This is a genomic window from Gordonibacter sp. 28C (genome assembly GCF_003339845.1).
Lineage (GTDB): Bacteria > Actinomycetota > Coriobacteriia > Coriobacteriales > Eggerthellaceae > Gordonibacter.
This window is the reverse complement of the sequence record NZ_PPTR01000005.1, coordinates 254,978-277,783: the sequence shown is the minus strand read 5'-3', so window position 1 is coordinate 277,783 and position 22,806 is coordinate 254,978. Positions and strand designations below refer to the sequence as shown.

The following is a 22,806-nucleotide window of genomic DNA, read 5'->3' as shown; positions in this document are numbered from 1 at the left end:
CAAGAGCATTTAGGGTACACGTTTTGACCGAGTGCGCAGTTGATGCGATTCAACTGTAGAGACAAATTATCGAACGCTGGTCAGGCTTTATGACCTCAATTTGGGTACAAGTTTTGGCCTATAACCCGCACCTGTGGGGCACGATCATGTCAAAAAGCATCAACTTATTTCTCATTTCGTGCGTTATTCCATGTTCGATACCGCCCCGCTATAATCGCGCCTATCGAACACCGAACGTGACGGACGGCGATGAGAAAGCTCGGTGAAAGACTATGGGTAAGAGAGCCTTGTGCACAGCCCTAGCCCTCGCCTTAACGGCGAGCATAGGATACCCCGCTTTTGGCGCAAACGCCCTTCCCGCTTCCGCAGAGGCAACCGAGGCGGTGGCCGAGGCTCCGGTGCCGCAAGAGGCGATTGCCGACCAAGATCTGGAAGGCGCCTCTCCATACAGGGAAGAAGCCGGTCTCGTCGTTTCACCGGCTATCCAGGCGTGCTCCAGCCAAAGCGCCCTGTTGGACCCTCCCGTCTCGGAGGGTTCGAAAACGCCCGATGCCGTTACTCCGGAGGTGACCGCTGCCGAAAACGCGGGGACGCGTTCGTCGATGGATTTTACCATCGTAGGTTACGAGGGCGTGTACGATGCGACAGGGCACGGCGTCACCATCATCGGCGTCGAGCATTTGGAAGTATACGACCAAATCAGATTTGAAGCCGCGAACGTCTATCCGGCAATCAGCCGTAGAGGAACCGTTGCAGCAATCGATGGCGGCGCCGTTACCGTCCAAGACGACGTTGACGGCGTCAAGCAGCCGTTGCAATCCTTCCTGGGCGCATTCGAGGACGTGCTCATGGATAATGGGCAGGTTTCTGCCTACAACATCAATGGAACCATCAGCAGGGCAGGCTCGACGTTTTCATTCATCGACATAAAGGTCAAGATCAACCCTGTCGAGGTTGCGATAACAACCGACAGCGCCAGCAAGGTCTACGATGCCGCTCCGCTTACCGCGGGCGGGACCGTCGAGGTGCTGAACGGCACCAAGGCCGGTACCAAGACGCCGATCGACCACTGGTCGAGCTCTTCGGGTACGAAGACTTCCGTCACCCTGGTGAACGGCGGTCAGGGAACCGGCTCCGTCGAAGTCGGCGATTTCTGGACAACCGGCACGGTGACCGATGTCGAGAACCCGGCAACCGTGAACGGCTGCCAATACGACCTCGCCACCAACCCGGTAGATCCGATCAAGCCGACGAACTACCATATCACCGAGGGGGCGTTGGGCAGCTTGCAGGTGACGCCGGCCAGGCTGGCCATCACCACGCAAGGGGCTATGAAAATCCGCGATGGCATCCCCCTTACTATGCCGGGAACGGTCGAAGTGGGCAGGGGAACCTCTACCGACATCATCGGTTTTTCCTATTCCGACAGCACTACGCCAACCGACTGGACGAGAGTGACGCTGGCAGGAGGCGACGCCGCCTATCTCCGCACGATCGGTGCGCAGACTTTGGCGGGATCGTCGACGAACGGATACCAGATCGAATGGGCCCCCGGCGTCGCTCAAAGCAACTACGCGTTCGACACCACGTCCTACGGCACCCTCCGGGTGGTGAAGGCCATATTGGCCATCAGCACGAACGGCGCCAACAAGGCGTACGACGCCACGCAGCTGAACGCGGGCGGATCGGTCAACGTGGACAAGGGAGCCGTGCCCGCAAGCGACATCCCGTTCTCCTTCACGGACGATTCCGATCCTTCAAGCTGGACGCCCGTCGCGCTTGCGGACGGCGAGACGGCCTATGTGCGCGCGACCGGCAGCCAGATCAACGCGGGCGCTTCGGAGAACGCCTACGAGATCGACTGGAACGACATCAATGCCCAGGACTATTGGATAGCTGAAGAAAGCCTTGGCGAGCTCGAGGTGACTCCGGCCCAGCTCTACGTCGTGACCGACTCGGCAACGAAGCGCTATGAAGGCACCCCGTTGACCGCGGGCGGCACCGTGTACCTCGGCCGGGCTGCTTTCGACGCGCGGGTTGGCGGCGTGCCCTTCGCCCACGATGGCGCCACCAGGCAGATCGCGCTTCCGAACGGCGAGACCATGGACATATGGACCGATGGCACCCTTACCGATCTCGGCAGCGCGACGAACACGTGGAGCTACGACTTCAACGGCAGCGCAGACGCGGGCAACTACGCGATCCCCGCGGCGGAGGAGCTGGGCACCTTGGTCGTGCATGCCGATTCGGCAAACGCCGCCGACCCCGTCGATCCTGCCGGCTCTGCCGGTTCTGCCGATCCTTCCGGTTCTGTCGAAAGGCTTGCCCGAACCGGAGACGGCCCCGTTCTTCCGCTCGCCGCGTCTTTGCTGGCTATCGGTATCTCGGGACTTGGGGCGAGTCTGATTCTGAGGCGGCGCAAGCGCGACAGCATGCGCTAGACCGCTTCGCCTCGCAGGGCCGCTTCGCGGCCGCGCCGCATGCGAGGAAGGCGCAGCTTGCTTCCGCATTCGGCGTAGGCGGCTCCGCCGATCACGAGGACGACGCCGGCGGCCTGCGCGCCGGAGAAGGGCTCGCCCAGCAGAAGCGCGGACAGCACCACGGCCGAAAGCGGCTCCAGATAGCCGCACACCGACACGGTCTGCGCGGGAAGGCCGCCCATGGCGGAGAAGTACAGGAAGCAGCCGAGGCCGGTGTTCACCAAGCCCAGCACGAGGACGGGGGCCCAGTCGGTCGGCGAGAGCTGCACCGACAGGCCGCCGGTCGCGCCCATGAACAGGGCCGTCACCACGAAGCTGAACACGAGCTGCAACGCCGAGCTCTCCAAGCCCTCCACCTGTCGGACCTTCTTGGTGAAAACGACCATGACCGCGTACATAACGGCCGACATGCCTCCGCAGAACAGGCCCCATCCCGACGCCCCCGCGCCGAGCGCCTGGCCGTTCACCAGCAGCACGCCGACGAGCACCAGGCCGAAGCCGACGAGCTTCGTCGCGGTGAGGCGCTCGCGGAACAGCCACGGAGACAGCGCCGCCACGATGATGGGCCCGCAGTAGTACACGAGCGAAGCGGCCCCCACGCCCACGTGGCGGTAGGCCTCGAACAGGAAGAGCCAGCTGGCTCCCAGGGCCGCACCGGACACGGCGAGGCAGGCGAAGTCGCGCAGATGGCGGTGGAACGTGATCCCGCGCCGCGAGGCGGCCAGCAGCGCAACCAAAAGCAGGCTGCCCAAAAGCGTGCGCAGAAGCACGATCTCGCAGCTGGCGAGCGCTATGCCGCTCGCCACGATGCCGTTGCTGCCGAACAGCAGCAAAGCCCCCACGTACTTCCCGTAATCCTTCGCCACCGTCGTCTCGCCCTTTCGCCTCGCTTGTTGCCGCGCGATAGTTTCTCATAGAAACAATCAGCACAAAAGCGAATGTTTATCATGCTTAGCATGATAAAATTGCATGGAACAAAACCAGTCGGCAAGCAGCCGGAAGATGCGCGGAAATTGCACCGCGGGCAGGGGGTTCGCGGTGTGATTGCATGCGCTGCAAGCGTGCGGACCGGGAGGAAAGGAAGGGGATCATGGACGCGGGCATCCAGAAATACCAGGCGTTCGTCGCCACGGTTGAGCTGGGGAGCTTCACCAAGGCGGCGGAGGCGCTGTCGTACTCCCAGTCGGGCGTGAGCCGCATGGTTGCCGACCTGGAGCGGGAGTGGAGGGTGGCGCTGCTGGAGCGCGGACGCGCCGGCGTGCGCCTCACGTCGGAGGGCACGAGGCTTCTGCCCCTCGTCCGCCGCGTGTGCGACGAGCATGCCCGGCTGCAGGCGCAGGTGGACGACCTGAACGGCCTGCAATCGGGCCTTATCCGCATAGGCACGTTCTCCAGCGTGGCCACGCATTGGCTGCCGAACGTCATCAGCGCGTTCCAGAAAGACTATCCGAACATCGACTACGAGCTTTTGCTGGGAGACTACGGCGAGATTGAGGAATGGGTGCGCGAGGGCCGCGTGGACTGCGGGTTCCTGCGCCTGCCGGCCCGCGCCGATTTGGAGGTGCTGCCGCTCGACCGCGACGAGCTGCTGGCGGTGCTCCCCGAGGGCCATCCCCTCGCCTCGCGCGCGAGCGTGTCGGCCGCCGAGCTGTGCGAGGAGCCGTTCATGTTGCTGGAAAAGGGGGACAGCACGGCGGTGTCCGAGGTGTTCGAGCGCGACGGGCTGGTTCCGCGCGCCCATTTCACCACGTGGGACGACTACGCCATCATGGCCATGGTGGAGAGCGGCTTGGGCGTGAGCGTCCTGCCCGAGCTCATCTTGCGGCGCGCGCCGTACCGTATTGTGGCCAGGCCGCTGGACGAGCCGGTCTTCCGTACCATCGGGCTGGTCCTGCGCACCCGCGAGGCGGCCTCGCTCGCCACCCAGCGCTTCCTGGAGTATCTGGACTGCCGATGAATCCGGCCGGCCTTCGTTTTGTGCGACTGCATCACGAAGGTGCAACGCCCAGGATACGGTTCCCACCTGCGGCCTTCGGGTGCGCCGCGCTTCCCTATGCTGGGCAGGTACCGTTTCCTCGGAAAGGAGCACTATTATGAGCATCATCGTGTGGATCGTCATCGGCGGGCTCGCCGGATGGGTGGCGGGCATGATCATGAAGTCGGAAGGCGGCTTGGTCAAGAACATCGTCACCGGCATCGTGGGAGCGCTTATTGGAGGCTTCATCATGAGCTTCTTCGGCGCGGAGGGATTCACCGGGTTCAACCTGTGGTCGTTCGTGGTGGCGTTGATAGGGTCGGTGGTGCTCATCGCCCTCATCAACCTCGTCACGAGGAGAACCGCCTCTTAAGGCGCTTGAAGCCGATCGACCCGCCGCAGGGACGGGTCGAGCCGAAAGCGGGCCGGACCCATCGGGGTCCGGCCCGCTTCGCGTAGGTCGACGCCCTGCTCCTGAAACACTTGGCGAAGAGTGCGCTTCGTCCGCCTCGAGCTGCCCTTCGCGCTATGCCAGAGGCAGCTCCGTGCCGCCGATCGTTATCGAGACAACGTCGTTCAGGTTCAGGAACTCGTCGAACATGATGCTCTTGTTACAGGAGGTGGAGTTGGTATTCTCGCGCGTCCCTCCGGCGCCCCGCAGCGCGTCGATCTCCACCGTCGTACCGTCCTTCATGTTCAGCGTGACGGAGGGGTCGAGGAAGCGGTCCATCTCGTCTTGGTTGTGATCCGACATGCGACCGGACTCCTGGTCCTCCCAGTTCAAAACCTCATGCACCGTATACTCCAGCGTAAGGGCGATGGGGGACACGGTTGCGGAGTCGAGCGTCGCGTCCATGCCGCTCACCTCGATGGCCCCTCCGGCGGGCAGGTCGACGGAGGTGTCCTCGTAATCGACGGCGAATTTCATGTTCCACTCGCCCTCGGCGACGACATGCGAAGTGCTGCCGTCGCCGCCGTACATCTTCAGGTCGCTCAAGTTAACGCGTGCCGTATGCCCGATGATGCTGCTGCCGATCGCGGTGACGGACATCCGCTCCACGTATTGGATGGCGTTGTCGGACGGGTCGGCGTCGTAGAAGCGCCCGTCGCCTCCGCCCGACATCGTGCCGTCTATGTGGACGCTGCTGCCGCTTTCGAACCCGAGGGGCAAAACGCCGTTCTCCAAGGGTTCGATACCCTCGAACGCGGTCCCGTCGTCCTTGGCGATGCTGAACACGACGGCGTAGTTCGTCCTATCGCCGATGATGGCCTCGGCCGTCACGGTCACGCCGTTCGACGTGGCGCTCGCTCCGATGGGCCGGCCGATCTTGTCGACCACCTCGGTCTGGGCCGGCGGGCCGTTGAAGAGGTCGTCGAAGACGTTGCCCATGCCCATAAGGTTCCCGGTGGCAGATGCAACGCCGCCCACGCCCGCTACCAGCACCACCGCTGCGGCGACCGCCGCCGCGTAGCGCCAGCGGCGCTTGCCGCCGCGCACCGCGTAGGCGTCCGGCTTCGGCCGCGCCGCCTGTTCCCGTTCCTGCGCTGCCGCCAGATTGGCCGTCATGCGCTTCTTCGCCTCGGGCGAGAACCGCAGGCCGTCCATCGCCTTGTTATATTCCCTGTTCACCATAAGCTCCTTCCAACATCGTGCGAAGCTTCCCGCGCCCGCGGCTCAAGTGCGCGCTCACGGCCGCCTCGCTCCGTCCGGTGAGGCTCGCGATCTCCCGAACGGAGTATCCTTCGTAATAGTGCAGGTAGATGGCCTCGCGGTACTTCTGCGGCAGCGCCATCACGGTGTCCATCACGTCGGAGTCGGGTTCGCCGGGCGCCTCCGTTTCGGGGGCTTCGTCCAGCGCGACCGTGCGCTTCCTGAAGCCGCTGCGCAGCGCGTCTTTGCAGGCGTTCGCCGTCGTGCGGACGATCCAGGCCTTCTCGTGCTCCGGCCCAACGAACCGCTGCTTGCCGTTCATAAGCTTGAGCAGCACCGTCTGGCAGATGTCCTCCGCGTCGTGCGTGGACTTCAGGTAGGTGTAGCTCAGCCGCAGTATGAGGTCCGCGTAGGTCTCGACCAGCCGCTCGGCCTCCGCCTCGCTTGGTTTTCTCGCTTCCATTCGCTTCCGATCCTTCTCTTGCCCGGCTGCCGCCGGAGGGGTTTCGAGCAACGTCGCTTCACCTGCAATACGATTCGGGAAGGGGTTTCCTGACAGCATAGCGCGTTTTTTTCCGAAACAACGTGCGTCGACCGCCGTTGAAAGCCCGCTCGAGGGTTGTCCCGGCCGCGGCGCTCCCGTATACTTGCCTCTGCTCGGGATGACCCGAGCCGGTGCGGCGTCGAGCCCTTCGGGGAAGCTCCGCCGCCACCTGTCTGGTCTGCCGGGACAACCCGGGAAATCCAAACGATCGCGCGCCCTTCCAGGGCGCTGCCAGGATCGTGCGCATCAAGTGGGGACACGCAGCGATGGAGGAGAAGAGGAACCAGCCGCAGCAAGCCGCTGCGGAAAACGGAGAGCTGCACCGGGAGCAGCAGATCGCGGCCGAGGTGCCCTTCGAGCACCGTCCGGCGCTCGACACGGGCGACTTGGAGGTTGCCGTGCCCGTGAAGCGCACGGACCAGCAACGCGCCGGCGACGCCAAGATCGACCGCATGGGCACGGCCAGCACGCTCAAACTGCTGCTGGAGTTCTCCATACCGGCCGTGTTCGGCGTGCTCGTGCAGACGCTCTACAACGTCATCGACGCCGTGTACGTGGGCGCCGCGGTGGGGGAGAACGGGCTGGCGGCCACGACGGTGGCGAACCCCGCCATGACGTTCATGGTGGCCGTGGCCATGCTCGTGGGCGTGGGCGGCAACGCGCTCGCGGCCATCAAGCTGGGCGAGCGCAAGAAGCGCGTGGCCGAGCGCGTGCTGGGCAACAGCCTGGTGCTGCTTCTGGGCGCGGGCGTCGTCGCCTGGATCGTCGGCTTCTTGGCGCTCGATCCCATCCTGCGCGCCTCCGGCGCCGACGACGCGGTGCTGCCGCACGCGCGCGCCTTCATGACGGTCATCGTGGCGGGCTGCCCGCTGCAGTTCGTGGCGTTCGGCATGAACAACTTCATCCGCACGGCGGGGCATCCCAACCGCGCGCTCGGCTCCATGCTCGTGGGCACGGGCGCGAACATCGTGCTGGGATACCTCTTCATCATCGTGTTGGACGGCGGCATGATGGGCGCGGGGCTGGCCACCGTGTGCTCGTGGGCGCTCTCGGCCGCCTTCGTCATGCAGTTCTTCCTGAAGAAGGGCTCGCCCATGCCGCTGCGGCGCGAGGCGCTGGGCATCAAGTGGCGCGTGGCGCTGCGCATCTGCGCGCTCGGCGTGGCCCCCTCGGTCATGGAGCTGGGCTTCGCCGTGTCGAACATGATCATGAACAACCTGCTGCTCTCCTACGGCGCCGCCGACCCGCTCGGCTCCGACGGGGCGCTGGCGGTCATGAGGGTGCTCTCGGCCGTGGGCATGTTCACCATCATGCCGTCCATGGGCATCGCCATGGGCGCGCAGCCCATCATCGGCTACAACTACGGCGCGCGGAAATTCGGCCGCATGAAGCGCACGCTGGGGCAGGGCATCTTGTTGGGGATCGCCATCACGGTGCCGCTCTGGTTCACCGTGCTGTTCCTGCCCGATATGTACGCGCACCTGTTCAGCCTGCCGGAGGCCTATCTGGACGCCACGGCGTGGGCGCTCATAGCCTATCTGGTATTCATACCCATCCTGCCGGTGGCGCTCATCGGTGCGAACTACTTCGACGCCACGGGCCAGGCGCTCAAGGCCACGCTGCTCACGCTCACGCGTCAGATACTGTTCTTCATCCCGCTTCTGCTGGCGAGCCCGCACGTGCTGCCGCTCGTCTTGCCCATGACGCCCCTGCAGAGCCTGTTCTTCGCGCCCTCGCTCTCCGACATCACGTCCACGCTGCTGGTGGTTTCGTTTCTGGCGGTGGAGTGGCGCCGGCTGCGCAAGCTGGAGGCGCGGGAGGGGCTCGCGGCCGCAGAACCTGCCTCGTAGCGTCTACCCGCTCGCCGCGCCCTTCTTGCCGCCCGCCGCGCGCCCCGCGGCGCTCCACGCCCGCACAGGCGGGGGTTGCCGCCGGTCGACGGCGCGACGGTGCGCGCGGCTCGCAAGAGCCTAGCATGGTACGCGTATCTTCGAATGGCCCGTATCCGCGCGATCGAGAAGGAGCATGCCGTGAAAATCGAAGCTGCCGTCACCCATGACAAAGGCGAGGCGTTCAAGATCGAGGAAGTGGAGCTGGCGAAGCCGCGCGACAGCGAGGTGCTGGTGAGGATAGCGGCGACGGGCGTCTGCCATACGGATGCCGTCGCACGGGACAACGGCATCGTTCCCTATCCGATCGTCCTCGGGCACGAGGGGGCCGGCGTTGTCGAGCAGGTGGGCGACGGCGTGAAGACCGTCGAGCCGGGAGACCACGTGGTGCTCTCGTACTCGTCGTGCGGCCATTGCGAGAACTGCCGATCCGCCCATCCCTCCACGTGCGAGGAGATGAACGCCTTGAACTTTGGCTCCGAGGGCATAGAGCGCCTGGAGCAGAACGGAACGAAGGTGGCCACGTTCTTCGGCCAGTCCTCGTTCGGCACCTACGCCGTCGCCGACGAGCGCAACGTGGTGAAGGTGAGGAAGGACGTGGAGCTGGAGCTGCTCGGCCCCTTGGGCTGCGGGATCCAGACGGGAAGCGGGACGGTGCTCGTCCGCCTCAAACCCGAGTTCGGCTCCACGATCGCCGTGTACGGCTGTGGGGCGGTGGGGCTCAGCGCCGTTATGGCGGCGAAGATCGCGGGATGCAAGACCATCATCGCGGTCGACGTCCACGAGAACCGCCTTGAACTGGCCAAAGAGCTGGGTGCCACCTATGCGTTCAACGGCGGCGAAGTCGACGTGGTGGAGGAGATCGGGAAGGTTACGGGGTCCGGCACCCATTATGCGGTCGAGACGACCGGCGTCCCCTCCGTCGTCCATCAGAGCCTGGCCGCGCTGCGCCCGCTGGGCACCGTGGCCATCGTGGGCATCACGCCCGAGATGACCATCGACATGTTCGGCGAGATCATGGCCGAGGGGAAGACGATGACGGGCGTCATAGAGGGCGACACCGTGCCGCAGCTGTTCATTCCCGAGTTGGTCGACTACTACTGCCAGGGGCTTTTCCCCTTCGACAAGCTGGTGAGGTACTACGATTTCGACGACATCAACCAGGCGTTCGAGGATTCCCGCACGGGTGCGGCCATCAAGCCGGTCGTCAAGATGAAGTAGGCTCGATCAGGCGGAACATCGTTTTGGCGCCCCGCGTTTTCGCGGGGCGTTTCTGCGTGGGCCCGGGCGGCCGGGCGGCTTCGAAGGGCGGCGGCTTTCCGCGTCCCTCGCCGCGGTCCGAGGGACGACGGGGCGTTCGAGCGGAGCGTCCCGTTCGTACCAAAATTGTGCATATGCATAATTTTACATGCACCCATTACGGCGGGCACTTGCCGTCCGCCGGGCCTTTGCCGCCGTCCCCGGCCTTATTTCGGGCGGTTCCAACCCTTTTACCGAGCAAAATCCCCCGAAGCGAGCCCGCGCCGAGCCCGGTTGCTTTTCTCTGATAAAGTGCTCTGCGAAGCGACATGGGTCGCTTTTTATGTTCGCATCTATGTTCGCAAACAATCGGTAAAGGTAAAGGGGGAAGCTACGTGGCTATGCTCGGGTTCTTAATCCTTTTCCCGCTGGTTGTTGCCGCCGTCCTGTTGGTCGTGCGCAACAATCGGGCGAGAAACGTGATTGTGGGCGCCTCGGCGCTCGTCATCGGCTTGGCGTCCATCTGGCTGGTGGTCACCTACCTGGGGGCTCCCTGGGTGTCGTTCGAGTTCGAATCGCCTGTCATCGACTACGTCAGCACCATCGTGAGCGTGCTCGTGGCGGCGGCCATCCTGTACTACGGCATCCGTTACAAGAACGTGTGGGCCTGCGTGCTCGCCGTGATCCAGGTGGTCGGCTCGCTCGTGTTCGAGTTCGGTTTCGCCCACGCCATCGACGTCACCGAGGGCCTGTACCTCGACTCGCTGTCGCTGCTCATGGCGTTCATCATCGGCGTCATCGGCTCGGGTATCTGCGTCTACGCCCTCGGCTACATGGAGGACTTCCAGGCTCACGAGCCCGAAGGCGCCAAGGATCGCCGTCCGGTGTTCTTCGCGCTCATGTTCGTGTTCTTGGCCGCCATGTTCCTCATCGTGTTCTCGAACAACATGGTGTGGCTGTTCACGGGTTGGGAAGTCACCACGGTGTGCTCGTTCCTCCTCATCGCCTACACGCGCACCGACGAGGCCATCAAGAACGCCTTCCGCCAGATCATCATGAACATGCTGGGCGGCCTGGCCTTCCTGGCGGCGCTGTACGTGAGCGCCATCCAGCTGGGCACGCTGTCGCTGCTGGAGTTCCTGCGGATAGGCGTGGACAACCCCGCCCTCGTCGTGCTGCCGGTGTGCGCGCTCGCGTTCGCGGGCCTCACGAAGGCCGCGCAGATGCCGTTCCACACGTGGCTCTTGGGCGCCATGGTGGCCCCCACGCCCACCTCGGCGCTGCTGCACTCGTCCACCATGGTCAAGGCCGGCGTGTTCCTGCTCGTCAAGCTGGCGCCCGTGTTCTACGCCGGCACGGCTTCGGCGCAAGGCGGCCTCCTGGCCGCGGCGCCTTCGATCATGGTCATCCTCGTGGGCGGCATCACGTTCGCGCTGTGCTCGTTCATGGCCATATCCCAGACGAACGCCAAGCGGGTGCTCGCGTACTCCACGATAGCCAACCTTGGCCTCATCACGGCCTGCGCCGGCGTCGGCACGCCCGAGGCCGTCTGGGCCGCCGCGTTCCTCATCCTGTTCCACGCCATCGCGAAGTCGCTGCTGTTCCTGTGCGTCGGCACGGCCGAGCACCACATCGGCAGCCGCGACATCGAGGACATGGACCTGCTGTTCGAGCGCATGCCCCGCTTGGCGCGCTTCATGATGCTGGGCATCATGTGCATGTTCATCGCCCCGTTCGGCATGCTCATCGCGAAATGGGCCACGCTCGTGTCGTTCGTGGACACGGGCCAGATCGCGCTCGTGCTGCTGCTGGCCTTCGGCTCGGCCGCCACGTTCATGTTCTGGGCCAAGTGGCTCGGCAAGCTCTCCGGCATCGCCGGACGGCCCGACAACGTGGAGGTGACGGTGCACAAGAGCGAGTGGACGTCTATCATGCTCATGGCCGTGCTCATCATCATCGGCTGCGTGTGCCTGCCCGTCATCTCGTGGCTCATCGTGGAGCCCTACGTGTACAGCGTGTTCGGCACCCTCGGCCAGGACATCGCCTCGGCGAACCTGTGGATAGCCTCCATCGCGGCGGCCATCATCGCCATCGTGCTGTTCGCCGGGCTCGGGCGCAACAAGGCCAAGAAGGTGGACATCTACCTGTCCGGCGTGAGCGCCGACAACGAGGCGCGCGTGTTCAGGAACTCCCTTTCGGGCGAGTCCGCCGCCACGTCGCGCAACATGTATCTGGAGAACGTGTTCGGGGAGAAGCGCATCAACCCCGTGGGCACCGTCGCCTGCGTCATCGTCATCGTCGTGGCATTCGCCGTCTCGGCTATCTCGCTGCCGGGCCTGTTCTAGGAAAGGGTGTGATCTGACATGTCTTTGCTCTTCGTTCTCATCGGCACCCTCGTCTTCGCCATCGCGGCTCCCGTGCTGGGATGCCTTTTGGCCGGCCTCGACCGCAAGATCACGGCGCGCATGCAGGGCCGCGTGGGCCCGCCGCTTTTGCAGCCGTACTACGACGTGCGCAAGCTCATCGAGAAGGACCGCGTTTCCGTCAACTCCACCGAGGGAACCTACATCACCTGCGCGCTCGTGTTCACGTTGCTCGCCGGCGGCATCTTCTACTCGGGGGGCAACCTGCTCATGAGCGTGTTCGTGATCACGCTCTCGGGCCTGTTCTTCATCGTTGCCGCGTACTCCACGCGCTCGCCTTACGCCGAGATCGGCGCGAACCGCGAAACGCTGCAGGTCATGGCCTACGAGCCCATGGTGCTGTTCATGGCCGTGGCCTTCTACATGGCGGCCGGCACGTTCGACTCCGCGGGCGTGTTCGCGCTCGACGCGCCCGTCGTCTCGAGCATCTGGCTCGTGTTCCTGGGCTTTTTGTTCATCCTCACCATCAAGCTGCGCAAGTCGCCGTTCGACCTCTCGTACTCCCACCACGCCCACCAGGAGCTGGTCAAGGGCATCACCACCGAGATGAGCGGCAAGACGCTCGCCAAGGTGGAGATCATGCACTGGTGCGAGAACGTGCTGTTCCTGGGTTGGGTGGGCATGTTCTTCGTGTGGGCCAACCCGGTGTCCATCGTGTTGGCGATCGCGGTGATCGCGCTCGTGTACTTCCTGGAAATATGGATCGACAACAACTTCGCCCGCGTGAAGTGGCAGGCGATGCTCTCGTCGGCCTGGATCGTGGCGTTCGTGGCCGGCTTCGTCAACATCGCCGTCCTGGCGTACCTGTAAGGAGGCGGGAACCATGACATTTGCAACCAAATCTCCGTGGGTCATCCACTACGACGCGTCGAGCTGCAACGGCTGCGACATCGAGGTGCTGGCGGCGCTCTGCCCCGGCTACGACGTTGAGCGCTTCGGCATCATCAACACGGGCAACCCCAAGCATGCCGACATCTTCCTGGTCACCGGCTCGGTGAACGAGCGCAACATCGAGGTGGTCAAGGAGATATACAACCAGATGGTGGAGCCGAAGGTGGTCGTCGCATGCGGCATCTGCGCGTGCTCGGGCGGCATCTTCCATGACTGCTACAACGTGATAGGCGGCGTCGACCAGGCCATCCCCGTCGACGTGTACGCACCGGGTTGCGCCGTGCGCCCCGAGGCCATCATCGACGCGGTCGTGCAGGGGCTGGGCGTTCTGGAAGAGAAGTCCAAGGCCCTGCAGGCGCAGAAGAAGGGAGCGTGACATGACGCTTGAAACCACGTTCGTCCCGCTGACCGTCGAGGAGCTGCCCGCGCTCGCGGCGGCCAAGAAGGCCGACGGCTGGCGGTTCGTGCAGATACTCGCCGTGAACACCGAGGAGGGCATCGACCTCATCTACTCGTTCATGAAGGACAACCTGCTGGAGAACCGCGAGATCAAGGCCATCCAGAAGGGCGCGGTCGTGCCCAGCATCACCGATCAGTTCCTCGAGGCTTTCGTGTTCGAGAACGAGACGCACGACCTGTTCGGCGTGAACATCCAGGGCATCGCCATCGATTTCGGCGGCAACTTCTACGCGCTGGCGCAGAAGGAGCCCATGACCATCATCTCGCCCGAGCAAAAGGCCGCGCGCGAGAAGGCCAAGAAGGTTGCCGCCGCCAAGGCCGCCAAGGAGAAGGCCGCCGCAGCCGCCAACGCCGCCTACAAGGCCGAGCATCCGACGCCCAAGGAGCCCGGCGAGCCCATCGTGCCCACGGGCGACGACGACGCGGAGCTGAAGCTGGCCGGGGCCGACCCGGAGAAGGTGGCGCGCGCCCGCGCGGCCATCGCCGCGAAGGCGAAGAAGGCGGCCGAGGGGGCCGCGCAGGAGCAGAAGGACGCCGCGCTCGAGGAAAAGCTCGCCGGTATGGATCCCGACAAGGCCGCCAAAGTGCGCGCCGCCATGGAGGCGAAGGCCGCCCGCGAGGCCGCCGCAGCCGAGAAGGAAGGTGAGTAGCATGGGAAAGGCGACCGTCATCCCGTTCGGCCCGCAGCACCCGGTGCTGCCGGAGCCTTTGCACCTCGACCTCGTGGTGGAGGACGAGACCGTCATCGAGGCCGTGCCCCAGATCGGCTTCATCCACCGCGGCTTGGAGAAGCTCGTCGAGACGCGCGACTACAACCAGTTCATCTACGTGGCCGAGCGCATCTGCGGCATCTGCGCCTTCGGGCACTCCATGGGCTACGCCGAGACGGTGGAGAAGCTCATGGGGGTGGAGATCCCCGAGCGCGCCGAGTACCTGCGCGTCATCTGGCACGAGCTGTCCCGCGTGCACTCCCACGTGCTGTGGATGGGCCTGGCCGCCGACGCGTTCGGCTACGAGAGCCTGTTCATGCACTGCTGGCGTTTGCGCGAGCGCGTGCTGGACATTTTCGAGAAGACCACCGGCGGCCGCGTCATCTTCTCGGTCGTGAAGGTGGGCGGCGTGGTGCGCGACATCGACGACGCCATGTTCGCCGAGATCAAGCGCGTTTTGGAAGGCATCAAGGACGACTACCGCCAGCTCTGCAACGCGTTCCTCAAGGACTCGTCGGTGAAGAACCGCACCGTGGGCGTGGGCGTCATCAGCCATGAGGACGCGCTGGCCATGAGCATGGTGGGCCCGTTCGCCCGCGCTTCGAACGTGAACAACGACGCCCGGTGCCTGGGCAACGGCGGCTACGGCAAGCTGGCCGACTTCCAGCCCGTTTTGGACGGGCAGGGAGACTGCTATGCCCGCGTGAAGGTGCGCGCGCTGGAGGTGCTGCAGTCCATCGACATCATCGAGGAGATGATCGCGAAGATCCCCGCCGGCGACATCGTCGTGGACGTGAAGGGCTCGCCGGCGGCGGGCGCCGAGGCGGCCAACGTGGTGGAGCAGCCCCGCGGCGAATGCTACTACTACGCGCGCGGCAACGGGTCGAAGTACCTGGAGCGCATGCGCATGCGCACGCCCACGTCGCAGAACCTGGCCGGCATGGCCACGGCGCTGGCCGGATGCGACCTGGCCGACGTCAACATGATCGTGCTGACCATCGACCCCTGCATCAGCTGCACGGAAAGGTAGGCGGGAATGGGATCGTTCAAACTGGGAAAGATGACGTTCAAGTCGCTGTTCGGCAAGCCGGAGACCATCCAGTACCCGGCCGAGCAGAAAACGCCGCCGCCGGGCCTCAAAGGGCATGTGGTGAACGACGTGGAAAGCTGCATCCTGTGCGGCATCTGCATGAAGCGCTGCCCGTGCGCGGCCATCGAGGTGGACAAGCCCGCGCGCACGTGGTCCATCAACCGCTTTCGTTGCGTGCAGTGCGGCACGTGCGTGCGCGAATGCCCCAAGCAATGCCTGACCATGGAGCCCACGTACACGCCGCCGGCCACCGAGAAGCGCCTGGATTCGTACGAGGTGCCCGAGCGCGAGAAGAAGGCCGCGGCGCAGGAAGCTTAAAAAACTGCGAAGGATGCGTGGGCTTCGCGGCGGGCGAGCGCAAAACTGCTAAAATAAACGCCGATATGCAACGAACCGGGCTTCACGCCCGGTTTTTGCGTGGGGAGGCTTGCCCGAACATCGCTGGCTCGGGCGCCGGGCCCATGCGGAGCGGCCGGGACGGCCGGTCGGGCAGCGAGAGAAGAGGACGATGGCGAGCAAAAAGGGACGCGGCACCGAGCAGGAGCGCGGCAAGGAGAACGTGAGCAACCGCATACTCACGGTGCCGAACGTCATCTCGATCGTGCGCCTGTGCCTCGTGCCCGTCTTCCTCGTGCTGCTTTTCAATGGCTACGATCTCATGGCCACCTTCCTGTTCGCGCTGGCGGCGGGCACGGACTGGGTGGACGGCCAGATAGCGCGGCGCACCAACGCCGTGTCGCGGCTCGGCCAGCTGCTCGACCCGGCCGTCGACCGCATCCTCATGATCGCGGGCGTGGCGGGCCTTTTCTTGGTGGGCCGGCTACCGCTGTGGATCATCGTCGTCGTGCTCGCGCGCGACCTGGCGCTGCTGGTGGGCGGTGCGGCCATCCTCAAGCGCTTCCATGTGCGCGTGGCCGTCATCTACCTGGGCAAGGTGGCCACGACCTTTCTGTTCGTGGGCTTCGCGGCCCTGCTTTTGAACTGGCCGGTGCTGAACGGCTTGGGAGTGGTGGACGCCTCGTGGCTGCCCGGCCTGTCGGCGGAGCCGTACTCGTGGGGCATCTGGTTCGTGTACGCCGGGCTCGTGCTCGCGCTGATCACCACCGCGTACTACGTCGCAGCGGCGCTCGTCAAGGTGCGCGCGGCAAAGCGCGAGGCGGCTGCGCAACCGGAGCGGCGGTAGTTCATGGCCGGTCGGACGCCTGGAAAGGACGATGCGGCGCGGCGTGCGCGCCCGTCCGCCCGTCCGCACGCCCGACAGCCCCAGAAAGGGGGCGCGCGTCCCGCGAAGCGCGCGGCTTCCTCGCCCTCGGCGGCGACCGGCCGCGTGCCGAAGGCGGCGCCGGCGTCCCGCAAGGCCCCGTCCGTATCCTCTGCTCGCAAGCGGCCGTCGGGCTCCTCGTACAACGCCCCCTCGCTCTGGACGAAGGACGCGCCGAAGGCCCCGTCTTCGGGCGGTGCCGCGCGCCGCGCGCTCTCCTTCGTCGGGCGCGCGTTGCTGGCCGTGCTCGCGCTCGCGGGCCTAGGGATCGGATGGGCGTTCCGTTCCCTAGGCTCTTTGATGTCGCGCAGCCGCGCGGCGCTCGTCGTGGTCGTCGTGGCGGTCGTGCTGCTGGTAGGCGGCCTTGCCGACCTGGGGCTCAACTGGGGCCGCGCCTACGCGGGCGTGAGCATAGGCGAGATAGACGTGTCCGGCAAGACCGCCGACGAGATGCGCGAGCTCGTCGGGCAGACCTACGCGGGACGGCTCGAAGCGGGCAGCGTCGCCGTCTACGCGAGCGACGAGGCCGCGGCGCGGGTGTCCGATGCCTTGGCGCAGACCGAGGACGAGGCGCTCGCCGAGCAGCGTTCCCTGGAAGAGGCCCGCGCGAACAAGCAGCTGTGGACCGTCGACGCGAACGCGCTGTCCGCAACGCTGCCCGTGGACGACTTCGTGGCCGAGGCGTTGGCGGTGGGCCGCGAGGAAGGAGGCCTGGGCGCCCGCGTCGCGGCTCTTTTCGGCGGCTGGCGCGTCGAGGTGCGGGCGGACTACGGCGAATCCGCGCTGGAGGGCCTCGCGTCCGACATCGACGCGACGATCGGCGATCCGCGCGTGGATTTCGGTATCGCGGTGTCCGACGGGCAGGCGAGCGTGACGGAGGGGCATGACGGGCACATGGTGGACAGGACGGCGTTCGCGCGCGAGCTCGACCGGGCTTTCCTGGGGAACGTGAACGGCACGGGCTCGTTCGTCGCGCGTGCCGAGTACGCGCCTTTGCGCATCGACCGCGACGGAGCGCAGGCAGCCTGCGACGCCGTGAACGCGGCGATAGCCGCCGGCGCCCGCTTCAGCTACGCGGGCACCTCGTGGGAGGCGTCCGCAACCGACCTGGGCGACTGGGTGACCGCCGCGCCCGAGGAGCGCGAGGGTTCGTGGGCGCTCGTGCCCGCCATAGACGAGGCCCGCGCGAAACCGGCCATCTTGACTCACGTGCAGGAGACGCGCACCGGCGATCCCGTGCACGTGACGTTCGAGCGCGACGGCGACGACGTGCTCGTGCGCACGGACGGATCGGGCGAGGTGCCGCTCGCCGGCGCGACGGCGAGCGCGCTCAACGCCGCCCTTTTCGGCGAAGGGGCCCTCGGCGAGGCGGACGTCGAAGTCGACAGGGGCGGTGCGAGCGCGCATAGGCCCGCGTCGGGCGAGCCCGTGGAGGTCGTCGTGGGCAGCGGGTTGGCGCCTGCCGCCTCGACGTTCGACGAGGCCCTCGAGCTGGGGCTCGTCGCAAAGGTGTCGGAGTACACCACCGAGTACACGAGCGGTGCGGGCACCGAGAACCGCAACCACAACATCCACCTCGTGTCCGACCTGCTGAACAACTCCATAGCGCAGGCGGACGGCGGCACGTGGTCGTTCAACGGCACGGCTGGCGAATGCAATGCCGAGCGCGGCTTCTTGGGCGCGGGCGCCATCATCGACGGCGAATACGACGACGCCGTGGGCGGCGGCATCTGCCAGGTGGCCACCACCGTGTTCAACGCCGTGTACGAAGCGGGGTACCCCGTGCCCACGCGCCACAACCACTCGCTCTACATCGCCAGCTATCCGGCCGGCCGCGACGCCGCGGTCAGCTGGCCAGACCTCGACCTCGTGTGGAAGAACGACACCGCTTCCGATGTTTTGATGCGCACGAGCTACACCGACGGGTCCGTAACCGTTACACTGTACGGAGTCGATCCGGGCTACCGCGTGAGCACCGACGTGGGGGAGTGGACCGAGGGAGAGAAGCACAAGACCAAGACCGAGCGCGACGACACCCTGTCGCCGGGCACGAGCTACGTCAAAACCGCGGGCACCGACGGCAAGAGCATCACCGTTATCCGCACCGTCGCTTCCTCGAACGGCTCCCTTTTGCGCGAGGACCCGTTCTACTCGACGTACGACCCCATCACCGAGGTCGTGATCGCGGGCCCCGAAACCCAGGAGAAGGCGGACGGCGCGGCCACCGACGGCGACGCCGCGAAGAACTAGACCGAAGAAAGGTGATCGATCCGTGTACTACCAGCCAGACATCGAAACCATGCCCGCAGAGCAGCTGCGCGGGCTCCAGCTCGAGCGCATGAAGCAGAGCGTCCGCCACGCATTCGACAACGTGGCGTTCTACCAGCAGTCGTTCAAGGACGCCGGCGTGACCCCCGACGATCTGAACAGCCTCGACGATCTGACCAAGTTCCCGTTCGTCATCAAGCAGAACATGCGCGACGCCTACCCGTTCGGGCTGTTCGCCGTGCCGCAGAAGGACGTGGCGCGCATCCACGCGTCCTCCGGCACGACGGGCCAGGCCACCGTGGTGGGCCATACGAAGAGCGACCTGGCGAACTGGGGAGACTGCTTCGCCCGCGGCATCGCCATGGTGGGCGGCGACGAGAACTCCACCATCCAGGTGTCCTACGGCTACGGCCTGTTCACGGGCGGCTTGGGCGCGCACGCCGGCGGCGAGGCCATGGGCTGCTCCGTCATCCCCACCTCGTCGGGCAACACGAAGCGCCAGGTGCAGATGATGAAGGACTGCGGCACCGACATCCTGGCCTGCACGCCCTCCTACGCGCTGCTCATCGCCGACACGGCCATCGAGATGGGCTACGACCCGGCCACCGAGTTCAAGATCTCGGGCGGCATCTTCGGCGCCGAGCCCGCCTCCGACAACATGCGCGACGAGATAGCCGCGAAGCTGGGCATCCAGTACTGCGACGTGTACGGCCTCTCCGAGATCATGGGGCCGGGCGTGGCCATGGAGTGCGCGGAGAGGAACGGCCTGCACGTGGCCGAGGACCATTTCTACTGCGAGATCCTGAACCCCGAGACGCTCCAGCCCGTGCCCGACGGCGAATGGGGCGAGCTCGTCATCACCACGCTCACCCGCGAGTGCTGCCCGCTCGTGCGCTACCGCACGCGCGACGTCACGCGCATCATCTCCGAGCCGTGCGCGTGCGGGCGCACGCACCGCAAGATCGACAAGCTGCGTGGCCGCACCGACGACATGCTCATCATCCGCGGCGTGAACGTGTTCCCGTCCCAGATAGAGCAGGTCATCACCGGGTTCCCGGAGATCGCCACGCACTACCAGATCATCCTCACCACGCGCGGGCCGCTCGACCACGTGGAGCTGCAGGTGGAGACGGTGCCCGACTTCCCCATCGACGAGGTGCGCAAGATCGAGGACCTGAAGAAGCGCCTGGGCGTGGAGTTGAAGAGCAACCTGCAGGTTTCGGTGGAGGTCAAGATCGTCGAGCCGAAGACCATCGCCCGGAGCGAGGGCAAGGCGAAGCGCGTGATAGACCTGAGAGAAGGGAAGTAGCCGATGATTTCTCAGCTGACCGTGTTCCTGGAGAACGAGAAGGGCCGTCTCGCGGCCGCCTGCCAGACCGTGGCGGACGCGGGCATCAACATGCACGCGCTGAACCTGGCCGACACGGCCGACTTCGGCGTCGTGCGCATGCTCACCGACACGCCGGAGGCGGCGGCCGAGGCGCTGCGCGCCGCCGGCTACCGCGCCGCCGTCACGCCCGTGCTGGCCGTGCGCGTGCCCAACGTGCCGGGCGGGTTGGCGAAGCTGCTCGCGTTCATGGACGAGCAGGAGGCCAACATCGAGTACGGCTATTGTTTTTCCGTGAACGCCGACGTCGCCATTGACGTGCTCAAGGTTGACGGGGATAGTGGGATCGAGCAGGAGCTGACCGCAGCCGGCTTCGAGCCGGTACGACCCGAAGACATCTATGACCTGGATTAACGATATCAAACATACCTTGAACAGGAAGTGCGCGGGCCTTGCGGCTTGCGCACTCGTCTTGGCGCTGGCGGGCGGCACCGCCTTCGCGCCCGCCCAGGCCCTGGCCGACGTGCGCAAGGCCGACGTCGTCTACGGCCAGACCGTGGACGCGCGCGGCCTGTCGGTGGCGCAGTGCCCGAGCATCGACGCGGAGTACGCGTTCGTCATGGACAAGGACGGCACCGTGTACTTCGAGCGCAATTCGACGAGCCCCACGCAGATCGCCTCCATCACGAAGATCATGACGGCCGTCGTGGCGCTGGACGCGGTGGCCTCCGGAGCGGCCACGCTCGACACGAACGTGGCCGTGTCGGCCGCTGCTGCGGCGGTGGGCGAGTCGTCGGCAGGCCTGCAGGAAGGCGACGCCATGCCGCTCGAGGTGGCGCTCAAGGCGCTGCTCGTGCCCTCGGGCAACGACGCCGCCGTGGCCATAGCCGAGACGATCGGCGGCAGCGAGGACACGTTCGTGGCCGCCATGAACGCGAAGGCGGCTGAGCTCGGCTGCACGGACACCGTGTTCGAGAACCCGCACGGCCTGGACGACGGCGAGTTCGCGGGCGACCAGCACAGCTGCGCGGCCGACGTGGCGAAGATGGCCCAGTACGCCATGCGTAACGAGACGTTCCGCGCCATCGTGGGCGGCGGCGACACGGCCATCGTGGTGAACCGAGCCGACGGCACGAAGGCCACCATCGAGCTGGAGTCCACTGACGAGCTCATCGATTACTACTCCAACGCCATCGGCATCAAGACCGGCTTCACGGCGCTCGCCGGCCCCTCGTTCGCCGGCGCCGCGAACAACGGCGACAAGGAGCTCTACGCCATCGTCATCCACTCCACGTCCGAGGCGCAGCGCTTCGAGGACGCGCGGGAGCTGTTCGACTGGGTGTACGAGCACGAGCTGAGCTACCGGCTGGCCAACAGCGCGCAGACCGCCACCATGACCGTGAACGGCAAGAGCGCCGAGGTGCCGGTGGTGGCCGAGGTGCCCCACGTCGAGTGGATCGACAAGACGGTGAAGGCAACGCTCGACGACCCCGAGGCGTCCGTGCGCATATTCGACCTCAATGGCAACGTAAGCCAGTCGCTCGAGTTCGACGAGGTGACCGGCGACGTGAAGGCGGGCGACAAGGTGGGCACCATCACGTTCAAGCAGCGCAACGCCACCATCGCCACCATGAACCTCGTGGCCTGCGAGGACGTGGCCGCGCCCGACTTCCTGCAGGGCATCGGCATTTGGTGGGATCGTCTGTTCAGGGGTTTGTCCGGACAGCCGCAGGTCGCATCTGCCGTCACGTTGAACGAAACGCCGCTCGTCAACGACAAAACCGCCGTCGCCGCCTAGGCGACACCCTATAAGAAGGAGCCGCACATGACCGAGAGATGCCCCGTATGCAGCAACGAGCTACCGCCCGACGCTCCGGCGTGCCCGCATTGCGGGTTCAAGCTGCTCGGCTCCACGCAGCGCTTCGAGCCGGTGACGCTTCCCGACGAGTCGTTCGCGCCCGAGGCGAAGCCGGCCGCCGCGGCGGCCCTGCGCGTCGTGCGCGGCCCGCAGACCGGCGTGACGATACAGCTGGGAGACGCGCCGCAGACCATCGGGCGCAGCCCGCAGCGCGACGTGTTCCTGAACGACATGACCGTGTCGCGCGAGCACGCGCTCATCGAGCCGTGCGACGGTGGCTACGCCATCCACGACACGAACTCGTTCAACGGCGTGTGGGTGAACAACGACAGCGTGGACGCGCCGCGCAAGCTGGTCGACGGCGACGTCATCCAGATCGGCGCGTTCTGCTTGCTCTACCAGGAGGAATAACCCTTCAACCTGCGGGACGGCCGCGCCTGGCGGCGGCACGCCCCGTGCTCGGGCAGTCCTGGGCTCGCACGAAACGCCCGCAGCCGGAGATAAGCTTCGCCTATCTCCGGCGCGCCCGCTCGGGCGCAAAGAAGGTGTGTGAACAGTCCACCGGACTGTTCACCATGCGGAATCTGCGCGCGGATCGTGCCGCCGCTAGGCGCGGCCTCGCCGAAGTCGAGGCAATCTCCATAGGGGCGCTCTCCAGAGCGCCCGCTCGCGCGAAGCGCGAGAATCGACCGGGGAGGATGCGCGGCGCGGCTAGGTAAGAAGTGAGGTGCGAGTCAAAGG

Annotated in this window: 20 protein-coding genes; 17 read left to right on the top strand and 3 right to left on the bottom strand. The window is 65.8% G+C overall.

Annotation, left to right across the window (positions count from 1 at the left end; genetic code table 11):
- The first annotated feature begins 383 nt into the window (after window positions 1-383).
- Entirely contained in the window at window positions 384-2,441 is a 2,058-nt protein-coding gene (locus C1878_RS08865; RefSeq protein ID WP_147272925.1) for a hypothetical protein, read from the top strand.
- On the opposite strand, the gene C1878_RS08860 is transcribed toward C1878_RS08865, so the two are convergent.
- Window positions 2,438-3,346, bottom strand: a complete 909-nt coding sequence (locus C1878_RS08860) for a DMT family transporter (RefSeq protein ID WP_114601238.1) — start codon at window positions 3,344-3,346, stop codon at window positions 2,438-2,440. The two genes, C1878_RS08865 and C1878_RS08860, sit on opposite strands and share 4 nt — an antisense overlap.
- 224 nt (window positions 3,347-3,570) lie before the next feature.
- On the opposite strand from C1878_RS08860, the gene C1878_RS08855 reads away from it, so the two are divergent.
- Together C1878_RS08855 and C1878_RS08850 are read left to right on the top strand one after the other, a co-directional pair.
- On the top strand, window positions 3,571-4,437 hold the full coding sequence (locus tag C1878_RS08855; RefSeq protein ID WP_114601237.1) for a LysR family transcriptional regulator: 867 nt from the start codon (window positions 3,571-3,573) through the stop codon (window positions 4,435-4,437).
- A 136-nt stretch (window positions 4,438-4,573) separates the two neighbouring features.
- The gene (locus C1878_RS08850) at window positions 4,574-4,828 is read left to right on the top strand and encodes a GlsB/YeaQ/YmgE family stress response membrane protein (RefSeq protein WP_080143013.1); all 255 of its coding nucleotides are present in this window, start codon (window positions 4,574-4,576) and stop codon (window positions 4,826-4,828) included.
- A gap of 153 nt (window positions 4,829-4,981) precedes the next feature.
- Here C1878_RS08850 and C1878_RS08845 read toward each other — a convergent pair whose 3' ends face one another.
- Both C1878_RS08845 and C1878_RS08840 read right to left on the bottom strand, forming a co-directional pair.
- Window positions 4,982-6,088, bottom strand: a complete 1,107-nt coding sequence (locus C1878_RS08845) for a DUF4179 domain-containing protein (RefSeq protein ID WP_114601236.1) — start codon at window positions 6,086-6,088, stop codon at window positions 4,982-4,984.
- Window positions 6,069-6,569 (bottom strand): RNA polymerase sigma factor, encoded by a 501-nt coding sequence (locus C1878_RS08840; RefSeq protein ID WP_114601235.1) that lies wholly within the window; start codon window positions 6,567-6,569, stop codon window positions 6,069-6,071. The genes C1878_RS08845 and C1878_RS08840 overlap by 20 nt, the downstream gene beginning before the upstream one ends.
- A 347-nt stretch (window positions 6,570-6,916) precedes the next feature.
- On the opposite strand from C1878_RS08840, the gene C1878_RS08835 reads away from it, so the two are divergent.
- The 14 genes from C1878_RS08835 (at window position 6,917) to C1878_RS08775 (ending at window position 22,476) form a co-directional block, all read left to right on the top strand.
- Window positions 6,917-8,500 carry an MATE family efflux transporter gene (locus tag C1878_RS08835; RefSeq protein ID WP_199519317.1) on the top strand — a complete coding sequence of 528 codons (1,584 nt, stop codon included), beginning with the start codon at window positions 6,917-6,919 and terminating at the stop codon, window positions 8,498-8,500.
- A gap of 180 nt (window positions 8,501-8,680) precedes the next feature.
- Window positions 8,681-9,760, top strand: coding sequence for an NAD(P)-dependent alcohol dehydrogenase (locus C1878_RS08830; RefSeq protein ID WP_114601267.1), 1,080 nt, complete (start codon window positions 8,681-8,683; stop codon window positions 9,758-9,760).
- A gap of 419 nt (window positions 9,761-10,179) precedes the next feature.
- A complete protein-coding gene (locus tag C1878_RS08825) occupies window positions 10,180-12,123 on the top strand; it encodes an NADH-quinone oxidoreductase subunit L (RefSeq protein ID WP_241963674.1) in 1,944 nt (647 codons plus the stop codon).
- An 18-nt stretch (window positions 12,124-12,141) separates the two neighbouring features.
- Window positions 12,142-13,011, top strand: a complete 870-nt coding sequence (locus C1878_RS16885) for a complex I subunit 1 family protein (protein ID WP_241963672.1) — start codon at window positions 12,142-12,144, stop codon at window positions 13,009-13,011.
- Between the two features lie 13 nt (window positions 13,012-13,024).
- Entirely contained in the window at window positions 13,025-13,468 is a 444-nt protein-coding gene (locus tag C1878_RS08820; protein WP_114601234.1) for an NADH-quinone oxidoreductase subunit B family protein, read from the top strand.
- Window position 13,469: 1 nt separating this feature from the next.
- Complete coding sequence (locus tag C1878_RS08815; protein ID WP_114601233.1) at window positions 13,470-14,201, top strand: NADH-quinone oxidoreductase subunit C; 732 nt, start codon at window positions 13,470-13,472, stop codon at window positions 14,199-14,201.
- A gap of 1 nt (window position 14,202) precedes the next feature.
- The gene (locus tag C1878_RS08810) at window positions 14,203-15,291 is read left to right on the top strand and encodes a nickel-dependent hydrogenase large subunit (protein WP_114601232.1); all 1,089 of its coding nucleotides are present in this window, start codon (window positions 14,203-14,205) and stop codon (window positions 15,289-15,291) included.
- A gap of 6 nt (window positions 15,292-15,297) precedes the next feature.
- On the top strand, window positions 15,298-15,669 hold the full coding sequence (locus C1878_RS08805) for a 4Fe-4S dicluster domain-containing protein (RefSeq protein WP_114601231.1): 372 nt from the start codon (window positions 15,298-15,300) through the stop codon (window positions 15,667-15,669).
- A 190-nt stretch (window positions 15,670-15,859) separates the two neighbouring features.
- Complete coding sequence (locus C1878_RS08800; protein WP_114601230.1) at window positions 15,860-16,534, top strand: CDP-alcohol phosphatidyltransferase family protein; 675 nt, start codon at window positions 15,860-15,862, stop codon at window positions 16,532-16,534.
- A gap of 3 nt (window positions 16,535-16,537) precedes the next feature.
- On the top strand, window positions 16,538-18,862 hold the full coding sequence (locus C1878_RS08795; protein ID WP_114601229.1) for a VanW family protein: 2,325 nt from the start codon (window positions 16,538-16,540) through the stop codon (window positions 18,860-18,862).
- Window positions 18,863-18,884: 22 nt separating this feature from the next.
- Complete coding sequence (locus C1878_RS08790) at window positions 18,885-20,189, top strand: phenylacetate--CoA ligase family protein (protein ID WP_114601228.1); 1,305 nt, start codon at window positions 18,885-18,887, stop codon at window positions 20,187-20,189.
- A gap of 3 nt (window positions 20,190-20,192) precedes the next feature.
- Window positions 20,193-20,621, top strand: coding sequence for an amino acid-binding protein (locus tag C1878_RS08785; RefSeq protein WP_114601227.1), 429 nt, complete (start codon window positions 20,193-20,195; stop codon window positions 20,619-20,621).
- Between the two features lie 16 nt (window positions 20,622-20,637).
- Window positions 20,638-22,005 (top strand): D-alanyl-D-alanine carboxypeptidase family protein, encoded by a 1,368-nt coding sequence (locus tag C1878_RS08780; protein ID WP_241963671.1) that lies wholly within the window; start codon window positions 20,638-20,640, stop codon window positions 22,003-22,005.
- A gap of 27 nt (window positions 22,006-22,032) precedes the next feature.
- A complete protein-coding gene (locus tag C1878_RS08775; protein WP_114601225.1) occupies window positions 22,033-22,476 on the top strand; it encodes an FHA domain-containing protein in 444 nt (147 codons plus the stop codon).
- Window positions 22,477-22,806 lie beyond the last annotated feature (330 nt).